Annotated in this window: 13 protein-coding genes and 1 pseudogene; 10 read left to right on the plus strand and 4 right to left on the minus strand. The window is 66.6% G+C overall.

Annotation, left to right across the window (positions count from 1 at the left end; all coding sequences use genetic code 11):
* Positions 1–66: 66 nt before the first annotated feature.
* The 3 genes and pseudogenes from CTP10_RS28645 to CTP10_RS28655 all read right to left on the minus strand — a co-directional run.
* Positions 67–642, minus strand: a pseudogene (locus CTP10_RS28645) (HD domain-containing protein); the annotation flags it as partial.
* Positions 533–892 (minus strand): hypothetical protein, encoded by a 360-nt coding sequence (locus CTP10_RS28650; RefSeq protein WP_116323060.1) that lies wholly within the window; start codon positions 890–892, stop codon positions 533–535. The pseudogene CTP10_RS28645 and the gene CTP10_RS28650, both read right to left, overlap by 110 nt.
* 100 nt (positions 893–992) lie before the next feature.
* A complete protein-coding gene (locus tag CTP10_RS28655; RefSeq protein WP_116323061.1) occupies positions 993–1,892 on the minus strand; it encodes a LysR family transcriptional regulator in 900 nt (299 codons plus the stop codon).
* A gap of 146 nt (positions 1,893–2,038) precedes the next feature.
* On the opposite strand from CTP10_RS28655, the gene CTP10_RS28660 reads away from it, so the two are divergent.
* From CTP10_RS28660 to CTP10_RS28695, 8 genes are all read left to right on the plus strand, one after another.
* Positions 2,039–2,473, plus strand: coding sequence for a VOC family protein (locus tag CTP10_RS28660; protein WP_116323062.1), 435 nt, complete (start codon positions 2,039–2,041; stop codon positions 2,471–2,473).
* 107 nt (positions 2,474–2,580) lie between these two features.
* The gene (locus CTP10_RS28665) at positions 2,581–3,954 is read left to right on the plus strand and encodes an acetyl-CoA carboxylase biotin carboxylase subunit (RefSeq protein WP_199414713.1); all 1,374 of its coding nucleotides are present in this window, start codon (positions 2,581–2,583) and stop codon (positions 3,952–3,954) included.
* Complete coding sequence (pxpB, locus tag CTP10_RS28670; RefSeq protein ID WP_199414714.1) at positions 3,951–4,736, plus strand: 5-oxoprolinase subunit PxpB; 786 nt, start codon at positions 3,951–3,953, stop codon at positions 4,734–4,736. The genes CTP10_RS28665 and pxpB overlap by 4 nt, the downstream gene beginning before the upstream one ends.
* Positions 4,736–5,719 carry a biotin-dependent carboxyltransferase family protein gene (locus CTP10_RS28675; protein ID WP_116323063.1) on the plus strand — a complete coding sequence of 328 codons (984 nt, stop codon included), beginning with the start codon at positions 4,736–4,738 and terminating at the stop codon, positions 5,717–5,719. Before pxpB ends, CTP10_RS28675 begins: the two co-directional genes overlap by 1 nt.
* Complete coding sequence (locus tag CTP10_RS28680; RefSeq protein ID WP_116323064.1) at positions 5,712–6,485, plus strand: LamB/YcsF family protein; 774 nt, start codon at positions 5,712–5,714, stop codon at positions 6,483–6,485. Before CTP10_RS28675 ends, CTP10_RS28680 begins: the two co-directional genes overlap by 8 nt.
* 41 nt (positions 6,486–6,526) lie before the next feature.
* The gene (locus CTP10_RS28685) at positions 6,527–6,766 is read left to right on the plus strand and encodes an acetyl-CoA carboxylase biotin carboxyl carrier protein subunit (protein WP_116323065.1); all 240 of its coding nucleotides are present in this window, start codon (positions 6,527–6,529) and stop codon (positions 6,764–6,766) included.
* A 520-nt stretch (positions 6,767–7,286) separates the two neighbouring features.
* The gene (locus CTP10_RS28690) at positions 7,287–8,666 is read left to right on the plus strand and encodes an MFS transporter (RefSeq protein ID WP_116323066.1); all 1,380 of its coding nucleotides are present in this window, start codon (positions 7,287–7,289) and stop codon (positions 8,664–8,666) included.
* Positions 8,667–8,692: 26 nt separating this feature from the next.
* Positions 8,693–9,502, plus strand: a complete 810-nt coding sequence (locus tag CTP10_RS28695; protein ID WP_116323067.1) for a putative hydro-lyase — start codon at positions 8,693–8,695, stop codon at positions 9,500–9,502.
* Between the two features lie 4 nt (positions 9,503–9,506).
* Here the strand turns inward: CTP10_RS28695 and CTP10_RS28700 are convergent, their stop codons facing one another.
* Positions 9,507–10,895 carry an aminotransferase-like domain-containing protein gene (locus CTP10_RS28700; RefSeq protein ID WP_116323068.1) on the minus strand — a complete coding sequence of 463 codons (1,389 nt, stop codon included), beginning with the start codon at positions 10,893–10,895 and terminating at the stop codon, positions 9,507–9,509.
* 133 nt (positions 10,896–11,028) lie between these two features.
* Here CTP10_RS28700 and CTP10_RS28705 point away from each other — a divergent pair, with 133 nt between their 5' ends.
* Both CTP10_RS28705 and CTP10_RS28710 read left to right on the plus strand, forming a co-directional pair.
* Entirely contained in the window at positions 11,029–12,315 is a 1,287-nt protein-coding gene (locus CTP10_RS28705) for a hydroxymethylglutaryl-CoA reductase, degradative (protein ID WP_116323069.1), read from the plus strand.
* Positions 12,316–12,415: 100 nt separating this feature from the next.
* The gene (locus CTP10_RS28710; protein WP_233528392.1) at positions 12,416–12,907 is read left to right on the plus strand and encodes a hypothetical protein; all 492 of its coding nucleotides are present in this window, start codon (positions 12,416–12,418) and stop codon (positions 12,905–12,907) included.
* Positions 12,908–12,945 lie beyond the last annotated feature (38 nt).

Consider the following 12,945-nt stretch of genomic DNA (forward strand, 5'->3'; position numbering starts at 1 on the left):
ACCTTGACGCGCGCCGGTCCCACCGTCCGTGGCGACGTTATGGAGCAACGGCTGGAAGCGGTCCAACGCTTTGGCGAACTTTGCATCGTCGCTCTCCGCCGCTTCGAATTCGGACCAAAGACTGCGAAACTCCAAGGCCTGCGCATCCGGCAGCAAAGAAAAGATCCGCTCCGCCGCCAGCTGCTCCCGCTCCGCCTGGCCGACTTGCATCGAGGGATCATGGAACGGCGTATCGCCGGCATCGATCTCCACGATATCGTGGAGGAGCAGCATCTTCACGACGCGGACCACGTCGATGGGCGCTGCCGCATGCTCTGAAAGTACGAGCGCATACATGGCGAGATGCCAGGAATGTTCGGCACTATTTTCCCGACGCGACTGATCGATAAGCGGCGACATTCGTACGACGCTCTTCAGCCGATCAATCTCTCGGAGGAAGACGAGCTGGCGCTCCAGGTGGGAAAGGTTCACGGTGAAGACAAAAAGACCACGATCACTGGAAGAAGTCTGGCAGCCACCATGCGAGCCTTGGTCAGGCAGTCTCGTCGTCCTTCGGTTCGTCGAGCAAGTGCCCATAGGCATCGATTTCCGCTTTCGTCCTTGCCTCGCTCGCAGCGATTTTCTCGGGGGTGACTTCCCCATCAATGAACTCGACCGACACTCTTTTTACCCTCGGGTCTCTGTCGACAATGCCTTGCAGGACCTTGTCGAACAGCTTTTCCCCGGCTTTAAGGCCCAGCGCTTGCGGCACCAGGACCTTGACCAGCAAGATTTCATCGTCGCTACCTTCAGCCACACCAGCGATTGCCGCCCTCAGGTAGCTCTTCAGCTTGAGGACACTGAGGTCGCCAGGTACTCCCACATACGATACCCGAATCGATTTCTTGTCCATGCCGTCCTTACCTGGGTGTGATGTCAAGCGGCTGAATATACCGCACTGATGCGGCCAACTCACGCGGCCCGCCACCGCACGCTCTCCCCCCACGCCCGGATCAAGGATGAGCGCCTTGATCCGACACGACCAGCGCCTGCGCCGCTCTATCGATATGGTCGGCAAGCCGGCTCGCCACTGGCTGCCGGCTGTGCCTTGCGCGCTCGACCAGACCCACCTCGCGATAAAACGTGTCCTCACCAAGCGACAGTGCCGTCACACCGCCCGGCCGGGGGCCGCCTGCAAGCATGCGGGGCAGCAAGCCAACGCCGAGCCCGCGCGCCACCAGTTGCTCGATGCCTTCGAGTTCGTCGAGCTCGATGGCTTCCTGCGGCGCGATCCGCTGCTTGCGCAGGAACTGGTCGACCTGCCTGCCGCCAAACGAGGCCCGGTCATAGCGGATAAAGGGCGCCCTGGCGATTGCGTCGCGCCAGTCCGAGCCGGCCAGCGCGCTGGGCGCCAGCAGTTCGAAGGGCTCCTGCAGCAGCGGGCGCCATTCCAGTTCCGCGGGCAATGCATAGGGCGGCCGGATCATGACGGCGATGTCAATCTCGCCGGCGTCGACCTGGCCGAGCAGGTTGAGCGAGACGCCGGGCACCATGCGCACACGGCAGCCAGGCAGCTCCGCCCGGAACGCGGCAATGGCATTGGCCAGGAAGGTGGCTTGCGCGGAGGCGATGGCCCCGATGCGTACCATGCCCGAGCCCTGGATATCGAGGCCCTGGTGGCCGATCCGCTCGTACAGCACTACCAGTTCCTCGGCCAGCGCCAGCGTTTCGCGCCCGGCGGTGTTCAGGCGGGCTGAACGGCCGGTGCGGTCGAACAGTGCAAACCCTAGCTCCGACTCCAGCCGCTGGATCTGCGCACTGACCGCCGACTGCGTCAGGCCAATGTGTGCACCGGCGTTGGCGAACGTGCCGTGGCGGGCGACGGCGATAAAGGTGCGCAGTTCTCGCAACATGGCGATTCATCAAATTTCATGGAGCTAAGGTCAAAAATATATCGCTTTTATTAATTTTTGACCATGCATAGACTTTGGTTCCAGGGCGGCGCGTGATGCGCGCCGCACGACCTGACCACAAATCCATTGCCCAGAGTCCCCACACCATGAGCGAAACCACCGCAGTCCTGCCCCCGTTCCACCTGGCCTTCCCGGTCCACAGCATCGCCAGCGCGCGCGAATTCTACGGCGAGTTGCTGGGCTGCCCGGAAGGCCGCAGTTCGGAAGACTGGGTCGACTTCAACTTCTACGGCCACCAGATCGTGGCCCACCTGGCACCGGAAGAATGCGGCCACCGCAAGACCAGCGCGGTAGACGGCGACGCCGTGCCGGTGCGCCATTTCGGCGTGGTGCTGCCGATGAGCGACTGGCAAGCGGCTGCCGACAAGCTGAAGGCCGCGGGCCTTGAATTCATCATCGAGCCGCATATCCGCTTCAAGGGCGAAGTCGGCGAGCAGGCCACCATGTTCTTCCTGGATCCGTCGGGCAATGCGCTGGAGCTGAAGGCGTTTGCCAATATCGCCTCGCTGTTCGCCAGGTAAGTCTTAAAAGCGCGGCCACGCCGCGATCCGACCGGCCCGCAGGCCGGCATTGCACGCGGCGCCCAAGCCAGCGCCGCGTGTCCGCCCCCAAGCAGCAAGAGCCTGACATGCAAAGAATCCTGGTAGCCAACCGCGGCGAGATTGCCTGTCGCATCATCCGCGCCGCAAAGGCGCTTGGCATCGAGACCGTGGCCGTGCATTCCGAGGCCGACGCCGGTGCCATGCATTGCCAGATGGCCGACGTGGCCGTGCCCATCGGTGCCGCCCCCGCGGCACAAAGCTATCTGAATACCGAAGCCGTCCTGGCTGCCGGACTGGCGCATGGTGCCGACGGCGTGCATCCGGGTTATGGCTTCCTCTCCGAGAACACTGCCTTTGCCCAGGCCGCCGAGGCCGCCGGCATGCGCTGGATCGGGCCGTCGGTCGAATCGATCGAGAACATGGGCGACAAGAACCGCGCACGCGAGATTGCTGCCGCCTGTGGGGTGCCGGTGCTGCCGGGCAGCATCCGCTTCCTGCCTGGCGAGCTGTCCGGGCTGGAAAGCGCCGCCGCGCAAGTGGGCTATCCGCTGCTGGTCAAGGCCGCGGGCGGTGGCGGCGGCATCGGCATGAAATGCGTCGAGGGCCCCGACGCGCTGGCCGCGACCGTGGCCTCCACGCAGGCGCTTGCGCTCAAGGCCTTCGGCGACGGCAGCATCTACCTGGAGCGCTACGTCGCGCGCGCACGCCATATCGAAGTGCAGGTATTCGGCTATGGCGACGGCACGGCGGTGCATCTGTTCGAACGGGAATGCTCCGTGCAGCGCCGCTTCCAGAAGATCATCGAAGAAAGCCCGGCACCCGGCCTGCCGCCCGAAGTGCTGGCACGCATGACCGCCGCCGCCGTCGCGCTGGCCGAGTCGCAACGCTATCGCGGGGCCGGCACGGTCGAATTCATCGTCGATGCGGACAGCGGCGAGTTCTTCTTCCTCGAAATGAATACCCGCATCCAGGTCGAGCACGGTGTCACCGAAGCGGTCACCGGCTGGGACCTGGTGCAGGCGCAGATCCGGCTGGCCGCCGGCACCCTTGAGCGTGTCGCGCAAGCCGACATCCGCCGACAGGGCGCGGCGATCGAATGCCGCCTGTATGCCGAGAACCCGGCCCGCCACTTCATGCCCTCGCCGGGCAGGCTGTCGGCCTTCGCGCTGCCGGCGATGCCGGCGTTGCGCGTCGACACCGGCGTGCGCGCGGGCGACACCATCACGCCCTACTACGATCCGATGATCGCCAAGCTCATCACGCACGGCACGGGGCGCGAGGCGGCGCGGCAGGCGATGCTGGCCGCGCTGGCGGACACGCATATTGAAGGGATCCGCCATAACGTCGAGTTCCTGGGCAATGTACTGGCGCATCGCGATTTCCGCGCGGGGCAGGTCGATACCGGCTTCGTCACGCGCGAAATCGCGCAACTGACCGGTGCGAGCGAGGTGCAGGCATGAGCGCGCTGCCTGTCGACATGCCCGCTGCCGCGGCCAAATCGTGGCGCATCGAGCCATCAGGCGATCGCCTGCTCATCATTGAATTCGACGTGGGCAGTGATGCCAACGCCTTGAGCGCCGCCAACCGGCAAGCCTGCGCTGCGGCAGCGCGCATTGTTGCCGCCGCGCTGCCGGGGGTAACCGATGTCGTGCCTGCGCTGACCACGGTGGGCATTCACTACCGCCCGTCCGCAGTCGGCGCGGCGGCAGCTTCGGCACCGTTCCAGGCGCTGGCCACGGCGCTCTCCCGCTTGCTGGCCGAGCCACTCGACACCTCGGCCGCCACCTCCCGCGTGGTCGACATCCCGGTCTGCTACGGCGGCGACCACGGGCCGGATCTCGAGGAAGTGGCCGCAAGCTGCGGGGTCTCGCCCGCAGCGGTGATCGCGCTGCACAGTGCGGCGCCGGTCGATGTGCTGATGCTCGGATTCGCGCCCGGCCACCCATACGTGGGCAAGTTCGACGCACGGCTCGCGCCGCCACGGCGCAGCACGCCGCGCACGGCCGTGCCCGCTGGCTCGATCGGGCTGGCCAACTGCCAGTCCGTGATCTATCCGATGGTGCTGCCCGGCGGCTGGAACCTGATCGGGCGCACGCCGCTGGTTTTGTTCGATCCGCACCGCGATGCGCCCTGCCTGCTCAACGCGGGCGACCAGGTACGCTTCGTGCCGGTCTCGGCCGCACAGTTCGATGACATCGCCGCGTCGCAAGGCACCGCCTCACCGGCTCAGGGAGCGCTCTGATGACCACGACACCGACTACACCGGCGCAACCGATCGGGGCCGTCATCGAGGTGATCAAACCCGGCGCGCTGAGCACGTTCCAGGACCTCGGCCGCGTCGGCTACCAGCAGCTCGGCGTACCCGCCAACGGCGTGATGGACGAGCGCGCGCATCGCCTGGCCAATGCACTGGTCGGCAATCCGCAGGACACCGCGACGCTGGAGATCACGCTGATGGGGCCGACGCTGCGCTTCGGCACGACCACGGCCGTGGCAGTCTGCGGCGCGGATCTTGACGCCAGCATCGACGGCACGCCGTTGCCCACCGCGCAGGCGTGCGTCGTGCCAGCCGGCGCGACGCTGAGCTTCGGCAAACGCAAGAGCGGGCTGCGCGCCTACCTGGCCGTTGCAGGCGGCTTTGCGCTGGATCCGGTCATGGGGAGCGACAGTACCTTCGTGCGTGGCGGATATGGCGGCATGCAGGGCAAGCCGCTGCGCAAGGCCGATGTGATCGGCTTGCGCGCACCGCGTGCCGCGTTGCCCGGCGCGCCAATGCAGGCGCGCTTCGCCGCCGGCGTCATGGCGGCGCCCGAAGCCCCATTGCGCGTGGTACGCGGGCGCGAGTGGGATGCGTTCAGCACCGACGCGCACGCGGCATTCACCAGCGCCGGGTTCCGTATCGGTGCGCAGTCCGACCGCATGGGCTACCGGCTCGAGGGGCCCGCGCTGACGCTGTCTTCGCCGCGCGAGATGTGGTCCGAAGCGGTGGCCTTCGGCACGATCCAGGTGCCGCCCGACGGCCAGCCGATCGTGCTGATGGCAGACCGCCAGACCACCGGCGGCTATCCCAGGATCGCCCACGTCTGCACCGTGGACCTGCCGCGGCTGGCGCAGCGCATGCCCGGTGAGAGCGTGCGCTTTATCGAGGTCGGGCTGGAGGAAGCGCAACGGCTCGCGCAGTTGCAGGATGCGGCCTTCGCGGCGCTGGAGCGTGACCATGGCTGAGATCGATTTCAACAGCGACCTTGGGGAGAGCTTCGGCATCTACCGCCTTGGCGACGATGCCGCGGTGCTGCCGCATATCAGCTCCGCCAACATCGCCTGCGGCCTGCACGCCGGCGATCCGCAGACCATTGCCGCGACCGTGCGCGCCGCGGTGGCGCAAGGCGTGGCGGTTGGCGCGCATCCGGGCTTCGCTGACCTGCAAGGCTTCGGGCGCCGCGCCATGACGCTGTCGCATGGCGAGATCTACAACCTGACCGTCTACCAGGTCGGCGCGGTGCTGGCCTTTGCCCGCGCCGCCGGCTGCCGCCTGGCCCATGTCAAACCCCATGGCGCGCTGTACAACATGGCAGCGCGCGATGACAGCATGGCGCGAGCCCTGTGCGAGGCCGTGCGCGATGTGGATCCTTCCCTGGTGTTCTTTGGCCTGGCCGGCTCCGCGTTGGTGCGTGCCGCGCGAGAGACCGGCCTGGCAGTCGCCGAAGAGGTCTTCGCCGACCGCAGCTACCAGGCGGACGGATCGCTGACGCCCCGCGGACAGCCAGGCGCCATGATCACCGACGTCGGCACTGCGGTTGCCCAGGTGCTGCGCATGGTTCGTGACGGCGTCGTGCGCTCGCAGCAAGGCACCGACGTGCCGGTGCGCGCCGACACGCTGTGCATTCACGGCGACCAGCCGGGCGCCGCCGGCTTTGCGCGCGACATTCGCGCCGCGCTTGCGGCCGAAGGCATCACGATCCGCGCCCCGCGTACCGGGCCGGGTCGCTGACAGTCACCACCCCATCCAGATCAACAACACAAGACGCCCCCATGCCAGACCAACCGAATGCCTTGCCCATCGTCGCCGAGACCACCGGCACCTTGTGGAAGATCGTGGCCGCGCCCAATGTCGCGCAAGCGCGCGATGCCACGCTGGTGATTATCGAATCGATGAAGATGGAAATTCCCGTGGAAGCGCCCGCTGACGGTTATGTGGCCGAGTATCTGGTCGGTGAAGGCGAGCCGGTCGAAGAAGGCCAGGTATTGGGTGCTTTTATTCTGGCCGCCTGAATTTCCGGACCAGTCATCGCTTGCCATGGCTTGATTTTTTCAGGCCTCATCCTCGCCGGCCATCTACAGGTCGGATTATCAGAAGAAAATAATCGGCCGGCCCACGCTTCAAAAAAAGAACGGGCAGCAATACGACGACAATAGTGCATGCCATGCCCCGCAAGGGAACACGGCATGCACCCGGTCAGTTCATTGCCGGGCAGCCGAATAAACGGAGACAGAAAAATGCATGGTCATCACCGACCAGGACCCGTTGCGTTTATTTTCACGGATTTTCGCAGTTGATTTTTACTGGCACGCTTGTTGCTGAATAGAAAATCAGAGCTTCCAGGCGTGCATTAACGCTGTGAATGCGGTGAGGACTGACCTGATAAATCCGGCAGTCCATTAACAACAACAGGTACGCAGCCGCGAAGATGGCGGCGCAGCGTACCGGGTATTCATGCTCAGACCCCGGGACCCGCGGGCTGCCACCGGCAGCCCGCGCGGCTTCTTTTACCCTGCTTCTGGAAACGTGATCATGTCCAACGCCCCCACTTCCACGCTGCCGCTGGCGGATGCCCCCGCTTCCGCCCCGGCTTCGACCCCGGCTTCGACCCCAGCTTCGGCTCACACCTCTGCCCCGGCGAGCGGCGATGTCGCCGTGGCCCGCAAGGCCGCGGTGGCCGCCGCTGCCGGCACTGCCATCGAGTACTACGAGTTCGGCATCTATGGCTACCTGGCCGCCACCATCGGGCCGCTGTTCTTTCCGAGCAACAACGCCACCGCGTCGCTGCTGGCGATCCTCGCGGTATTCGGCAGTGCCTTCCTGATGCGCCCGATCGGCGGCATCGTGCTGGGCCGCCTCGGCGACCGCATCGGCCGTCGCGCCGTGCTGCTGGTCACCGTGATCGGCATGGGTGTGGCCACCGCCGCCATCGGCGTACTGCCCGTTGCCGCGACCGCGGGCCTCGTGGCTCCGCTGTTGCTCTTGCTGATCCGGCTGGTGCAAGGGTTCTTCGCCGGCGGCGAAGTCACCGGCGCGGCCGCGTACGTGGCCGAATCGGCGCCACACGGCAGGCGCGGCTTCTTTGGCGCGTTCACGCCGGTGGGCGTGGCCATCGGCGGCGCGCTGGCGGCAACCGTGTGCGGCCTGACCAGTTCCATCCTCGGCAGCGAAGCCATGACCGCATGGGGCTGGCGCATCCCGTTCCTGAGCGCGATCCCGATGGTGATGATCTCGTTCCTGGTGCGCAAGCGCGTGGAAGAATCGGTGGCGTTCCAGCAGTTCCAGCAGCACAGCGAACCGCCCAAGGCACCGCTGAAGGAAGTATTCAGCCTGCACACGCCTGCCGTGCTCAAGGTGCTGGTACTGTCCTTCGGGCAAAACGTGGGCTACTGGGTGGGCCTGGTGTTCATGAATATCTACATGACCACCTACCTCAAGTACGACAAGACCACCGTCTACTGGATCATGGCCTTCGTCAGCCTCACCATGGCGGTGCTGATGCCATTCTGGGGCGGCCTGTCCGACCGCCTGGGCCGGCGCAAGGTGCTCGCCATCGGCTTTGTGGGCTACACCGTGCTGGTGGTGCCGATGATGATGCTGATGGACCAGCAGAGCATCGGCCTGGCCTTCCTCGCCATGCTGATCGTGGCGCTGCCGATGCCGATCGTACAGTCCGTCGGCTACCCCACCTACGCCGAGCAGTTCCCGACCCGCGTGCGCTATTCCGGGATGGCCTTCAGCTTCAACCTGGGCGCGATCCTCGGCGGCGGCGTGACACCATACGTGGCCACCGCACTGATCGGCGCCACCGGCAACCTGCTCTCCCCCGCATACCTGCTGATGGGCGGATCGGTCATCGCATTGCTTGGGCTGCTGGGCGTCAGGGAAACCGCGCGCGAGGCCCTGCGGTAATGCGACACCAGCCTGGAGCGACCAATATGCATGACGCTACCGTTGCGCTGCCCGGCTGGGCAGCCAGCCCCGCCGGCGCGCGCGCCGCCATCCGCAGCGGCGCGTGGCGCGGGCACACCGCCGGCATGGCGCCCGGCCGCGTGCAGGGCAACCTGATGATCCTGCCACGCCAGTGGGCCGATGATTTCCTCGCCTACTGCCGTGCCAATCCCGTGCCCTGCCCGCTGATCGGCATGACCGGGCCGGGCTCGCCGCTGGTGCCGGGGCTGGGCGAGGATATCGACCTGCGCACCGACCTGCCGCGCTACCGCGTCTGGCGCGATGGCAAGCTGGCTGAAGAGTGCGACGACATCAGCGCCTTGTGGCGCGACGACTTTGTCGGCTTCGTGCTGGGATGCTCGCTGTCCTTCGAAGATGCGCTGCAGCGCGCCGGCCTGGCGGTGCGGCATGTCGATGAAGGCAAGGTCGTGCCGATGTACCGCACCAGCATCGAAACCACGCCGGCAGGGCCGTTCCGGGGGCCGATGGTGGTGTCGATGCGGCCCTATACGCCCGGGCAGGCCGCGCACGCCAGCGAAATCTGCGCCGCGTTGCCGGCGGCGCACGGCAAGCCAGTGCACGCCGGCGATCCGTCTGCCATTGGCATTGCGGACATCAACCGTCCCGACGAAGGCGAGCCCACCGCCATCCTGCCAGGCGAGATCCCGGTCTTCTGGGGTTGCGGCGTGACACCCCAGGCCGCGGCCGTGCAGGCGCGACTGCCGCTGTGTATCACGCATGCGCCGGGCTACATGCTGGTGGGTGACGTGGCGATCGAGGACGTCAGGCTTATTTGAGCCGCTATCGCTGCAGCAAGTCCCGCACCGCCAGCTCGAATCGCGGATCCAGCACGGCGCCCACGTTGAAGCGCGACCAGGGCGAGACCGCCTCGGAGTCGACGCGAAATACCCGCCCGGGCGCCATCATGACTTTTCTTGCGAGCAACGCCTGGGCGATCGGCAGGGAATCCGTCACGCCAGGCAGCGTGCCCCACAGGTACAGGCTTTGCCCGGTCCGTGCGAAGACGCTGGCATCAAGCCGGTCGAACAGCGCCAGCGCCTGCTCCGTGGCATGCGCCAGGCGCGCGCGCAACCTGGCGATGTAGCGCTGGTAGTGTCCCTCGCTCAGGATGACGTCGACGGTACGCTCGCAGTATTCCGAACTGCTGACATGGATCAGTGCCTTCAGGTCCGCGAGATCGCTGGCAAGATCGGCGCCGCAGGCGATGTACCCCACTCGCAGGGCGGCAGAGAACGACTTGGAAAAACTGCCGACATAGATCGTGCGCTCCAGCTGGTCCAGCGCAGCCAGCCTGGGCAAGGTGGCAGGCTTGAAATCCGTGAGGGCGTCGTTCTCGACAATCAGCAAGTTGAAGCGCTGGGCCAGTTGCAGCACGCGGTAGGCCTTGGCAGCCGACAAATCCGATCCGGTCGGGTTGTGCGCCAATGATTGCGTGAAGAACAGGCGCGGGCGCTCTGTCAGCAGCAGGCGTTCGAGCGCTTCCAGGTCCGGACCGTCGGCTAGCCTCGGCACGCCGATGATGCGCGCGTTCGCCAGCTTCAGTTTGCCGAACAAGGGATAGTAGCCGGGGTCGTCTACAAGGACAGGGGCGCCGGCCGGCACGAAGTAGCGGATCACGAGGTCCAACGCGTCGTTGGCGCCGTGCGTCAATACGATCTGACGGGGATCGGCGCCAACGCCGATGTCGGCGAGCTTGCGTACAAGGTGGGTGCGCAGCGGCTCATAGCCGAAGCGGTGGCCGTACCGGAATAGCGATCCCAGTCCGGTCCGCACCACCTTGTGGTGGTATTTGTCGAGCCGCGCTTCCGACAGCCATTCGACGGGAGGAAAACCGTCTCCCACCGCCAGCACATCCGGCCGGCTCTTCAGCTGTTCCCGCATGAGCCAGACGATATCCATCGCGCGCCCGAGCGAACCGGCCTCCTCGGCTTGCGTCGATTTCGGCGGTCCCGCCAGCACGAAGTATCCCGCGCCTCGGCGCGGCTCCACCAGGCCGCGCGCCACCAGCATCTCGAACGCCGCCACCACCGTGTTCTTGCTGTAGCCATGCATCTGTGCCACGTCGCGCAGCGACGGCAGCCGCTCTCCCGGGCGGTAGGCGCCTTCGGCGACTTGCCTGGCGAGCGAGTCGGCCAGCGTGGTGGCGATCGTGGGGCGTTTGCGGGGCATTGGGGACGGCGATGCGCAAAAGGACTCGCCGGGGGTGGGCGGCCACTGTCCCGAAAAATTGTACCTTTATTCACTGGTACAGTGTCCCTAAGCTGTGTCCCATTCCACATGCCCCGAAAGGATGGAGACACCGATGGCTACCAGTTCCGTATTGCCCAATTTCCGCGCGCTGACGCCGGCGCAGCGCCTCGATCACATCGTGGGTGCCGCGTCGCTCACGCCGGAGGAAGCCCGTCTCGTGGCGCAGCCCGGTGCGCTGGGGGCAGGCCTTGCTGACGGCATGATCGAGAACGTCGTCGGCACCTTCGAATTGCCGTTCGGCATCGCCGGCTACTTCCAGGTCAACCGCCGCGACGTGCTGGTGCCGATGGTCGTCGAGGAGCCCTCGGTGGTGGCCGCCGCCTCATACATGGCAAAACTCGCACGCGAGTGCGGCGGCTTCGAGGCATCGAGCACGGGGCCGCTGATGCGCGCCCAGGTCCAGGTGCTGGGCATCGGCGATCCCTATGGCGCACGGCTGGCGCTGCTGAAGCGCCGCGACGAGATCCTTGCCGTGGCGAACAGCCGCGACAAGGTGCTGATCGGCCTTGGCGGCGGTTGCCGCGACATCGAGGTCCATGTCTTTCCCGACACCCCCCGCGGCCCCATGATCGTGCTGCACCTGATCGTGGACGTGCGCGACGCGATGGGTGCGAACACCGTCAACACGATGGCCGAGGCCGTGTCGCCGCTGGTGGAGACACTGACAGGCGGCTCGGTGCGGCTGCGCATCCTGTCCAACCTTGCCGACCTGCGGCTGGCACGGGCGCGCGTGCGGCTGACCGAGGCGGCGCTTGCCACCCCCGAGCGCAGCGGCGCCGAGATCATCGACGGCGTGATCGACGCGTACACCTTTGCCGCCATCGACCCGTACCGGGCCGCCACGCACAACAAGGGCATCATGAACGGGATCGACCCGCTCATCGTCGCCACCGGCAACGACTGGCGCGCGGTCGAGGCTGGCGCGCATGCCTACGCATGCCGTGGCGGGAGGTACACCTCGCTCACCCATTGGGAGAAGGACGCCGCCGGTGCGCTGGTGGGCACGATCGAGATGCCGATGCCGGTCGGGCTTGTCGGCGGCGCCACCAAGACGCACCCGCTGGCACGCGTGGCACTGAAAATCCTCGATGTCAGGTCGGCCCAGGAGCTTGGCGAAGTCGCGGTGGCGGTCGGGCTGGCGCAGAATCTCGGCGCGCTGCGCGCGCTGGCCACCGAGGGCATCCAGCGCGGCCACATGGCCCTGCACGCCCGCAACATCGCGCTGGTCGCCGGCGCGGTGGGCGGCGAGATCGAAGCCATCGCGAAGCGGATGGCGACCGAAAAGGATGTGCGTACCGATCGCGCGGTGGCCCTGCTGGCAGAGCTGCGCACGCGCTGATTTCACCCCGCCGCACCGCCGCTTGACTACATACACACGACAGATGGAGCCGGGCCGCAGACGTCGACCCGGCGCAGACCATCGGGACAGGAGACAACCCATGCACACCAACGAAGCTTCGGCGCCACTGCGCCTGATCGAAGTCTGGGGCGACACCGCAGATACCCGACACCTCGCCTGGTCGATCGTGATCGGCGCGGTTGTCAGCCTTGGCGGATTCCTTGTCGCGGCGCGCCTGCTGGCTGGCCTGGCCAGTTCGCCCGAGTTGGCCAGGGCCTACGCAATGCTGGCGGGGCTGGGCGGTTGCCTGCTGGCCGGCGTAATCTGCGCGGTGCTGTTCCGTCCCAAGCGGCAAGTGATCGAGGGCGAGCCTGGCGATCCGCGCTGGCGCGACGACGTCCTCGCCACGCTCGCCGGCCAGCCCGGCGGGCTCGGATCGATCGCCGATCTGCCTGCCGCCGTCCGCCAGGAGATGAAGGAGCTGCAGCTCTACGATCTCTTCGCCTCCCATGAGCACAACCATACGGCGGGCAATGGTCCGCCGCGCCTGGCCACGCCACGGACCGCCGTGCTGGCGGATCCGAGCGCCTGACGCGGCCTGACACCGCCTGACGCCGCCTGACACCATTC

The organism is Cupriavidus sp. P-10 (genome assembly GCF_003402535.2).
In the GTDB taxonomy this organism is placed as follows: Bacteria; Pseudomonadota; Gammaproteobacteria; order Burkholderiales; family Burkholderiaceae; genus Cupriavidus.

Bases quoted from the DNA above. Each gene is read 5' to 3' on its own strand.
- CTP10_RS28700 (WP_116323068.1), bottom strand. From the start codon at position 10,895: ATGCCCCGCAAACGCCCCACGATCGCCACCACGCTGGCCGACTCGCTC.
- CTP10_RS28685 (WP_116323065.1), top strand. From the start codon at position 6,527: ATGCCAGACCAACCGAATGCCTTGCCCATCGTCGCCGAGACCACCGGC.
- CTP10_RS28660 (WP_116323062.1), top strand. From the start codon at position 2,039: ATGAGCGAAACCACCGCAGTCCTGCCCCCGTTCCACCTGGCCTTCCCG.
- CTP10_RS28655 (WP_116323061.1), bottom strand. From the start codon at position 1,892: ATGTTGCGAGAACTGCGCACCTTTATCGCCGTCGCCCGCCACGGCACG.
- CTP10_RS28710 (WP_233528392.1), top strand. From the start codon at position 12,416: ATGCACACCAACGAAGCTTCGGCGCCACTGCGCCTGATCGAAGTCTGG.
- CTP10_RS28705 (WP_116323069.1), top strand. From the start codon at position 11,029: ATGGCTACCAGTTCCGTATTGCCCAATTTCCGCGCGCTGACGCCGGCG.
- CTP10_RS28680 (WP_116323064.1), top strand. From the start codon at position 5,712: ATGGCTGAGATCGATTTCAACAGCGACCTTGGGGAGAGCTTCGGCATC.
- CTP10_RS28675 (WP_116323063.1), top strand. From the start codon at position 4,736: ATGACCACGACACCGACTACACCGGCGCAACCGATCGGGGCCGTCATC.
- CTP10_RS28665 (WP_199414713.1), top strand. From the start codon at position 2,581: ATGCAAAGAATCCTGGTAGCCAACCGCGGCGAGATTGCCTGTCGCATC.
- CTP10_RS28650 (WP_116323060.1), bottom strand. From the start codon at position 892: ATGGACAAGAAATCGATTCGGGTATCGTATGTGGGAGTACCTGGCGAC.
- CTP10_RS28695 (WP_116323067.1), top strand. From the start codon at position 8,693: ATGCATGACGCTACCGTTGCGCTGCCCGGCTGGGCAGCCAGCCCCGCC.
- pxpB (WP_199414714.1), top strand. From the start codon at position 3,951: ATGAGCGCGCTGCCTGTCGACATGCCCGCTGCCGCGGCCAAATCGTGG.
- CTP10_RS28690 (WP_116323066.1), top strand. From the start codon at position 7,287: ATGTCCAACGCCCCCACTTCCACGCTGCCGCTGGCGGATGCCCCCGCT.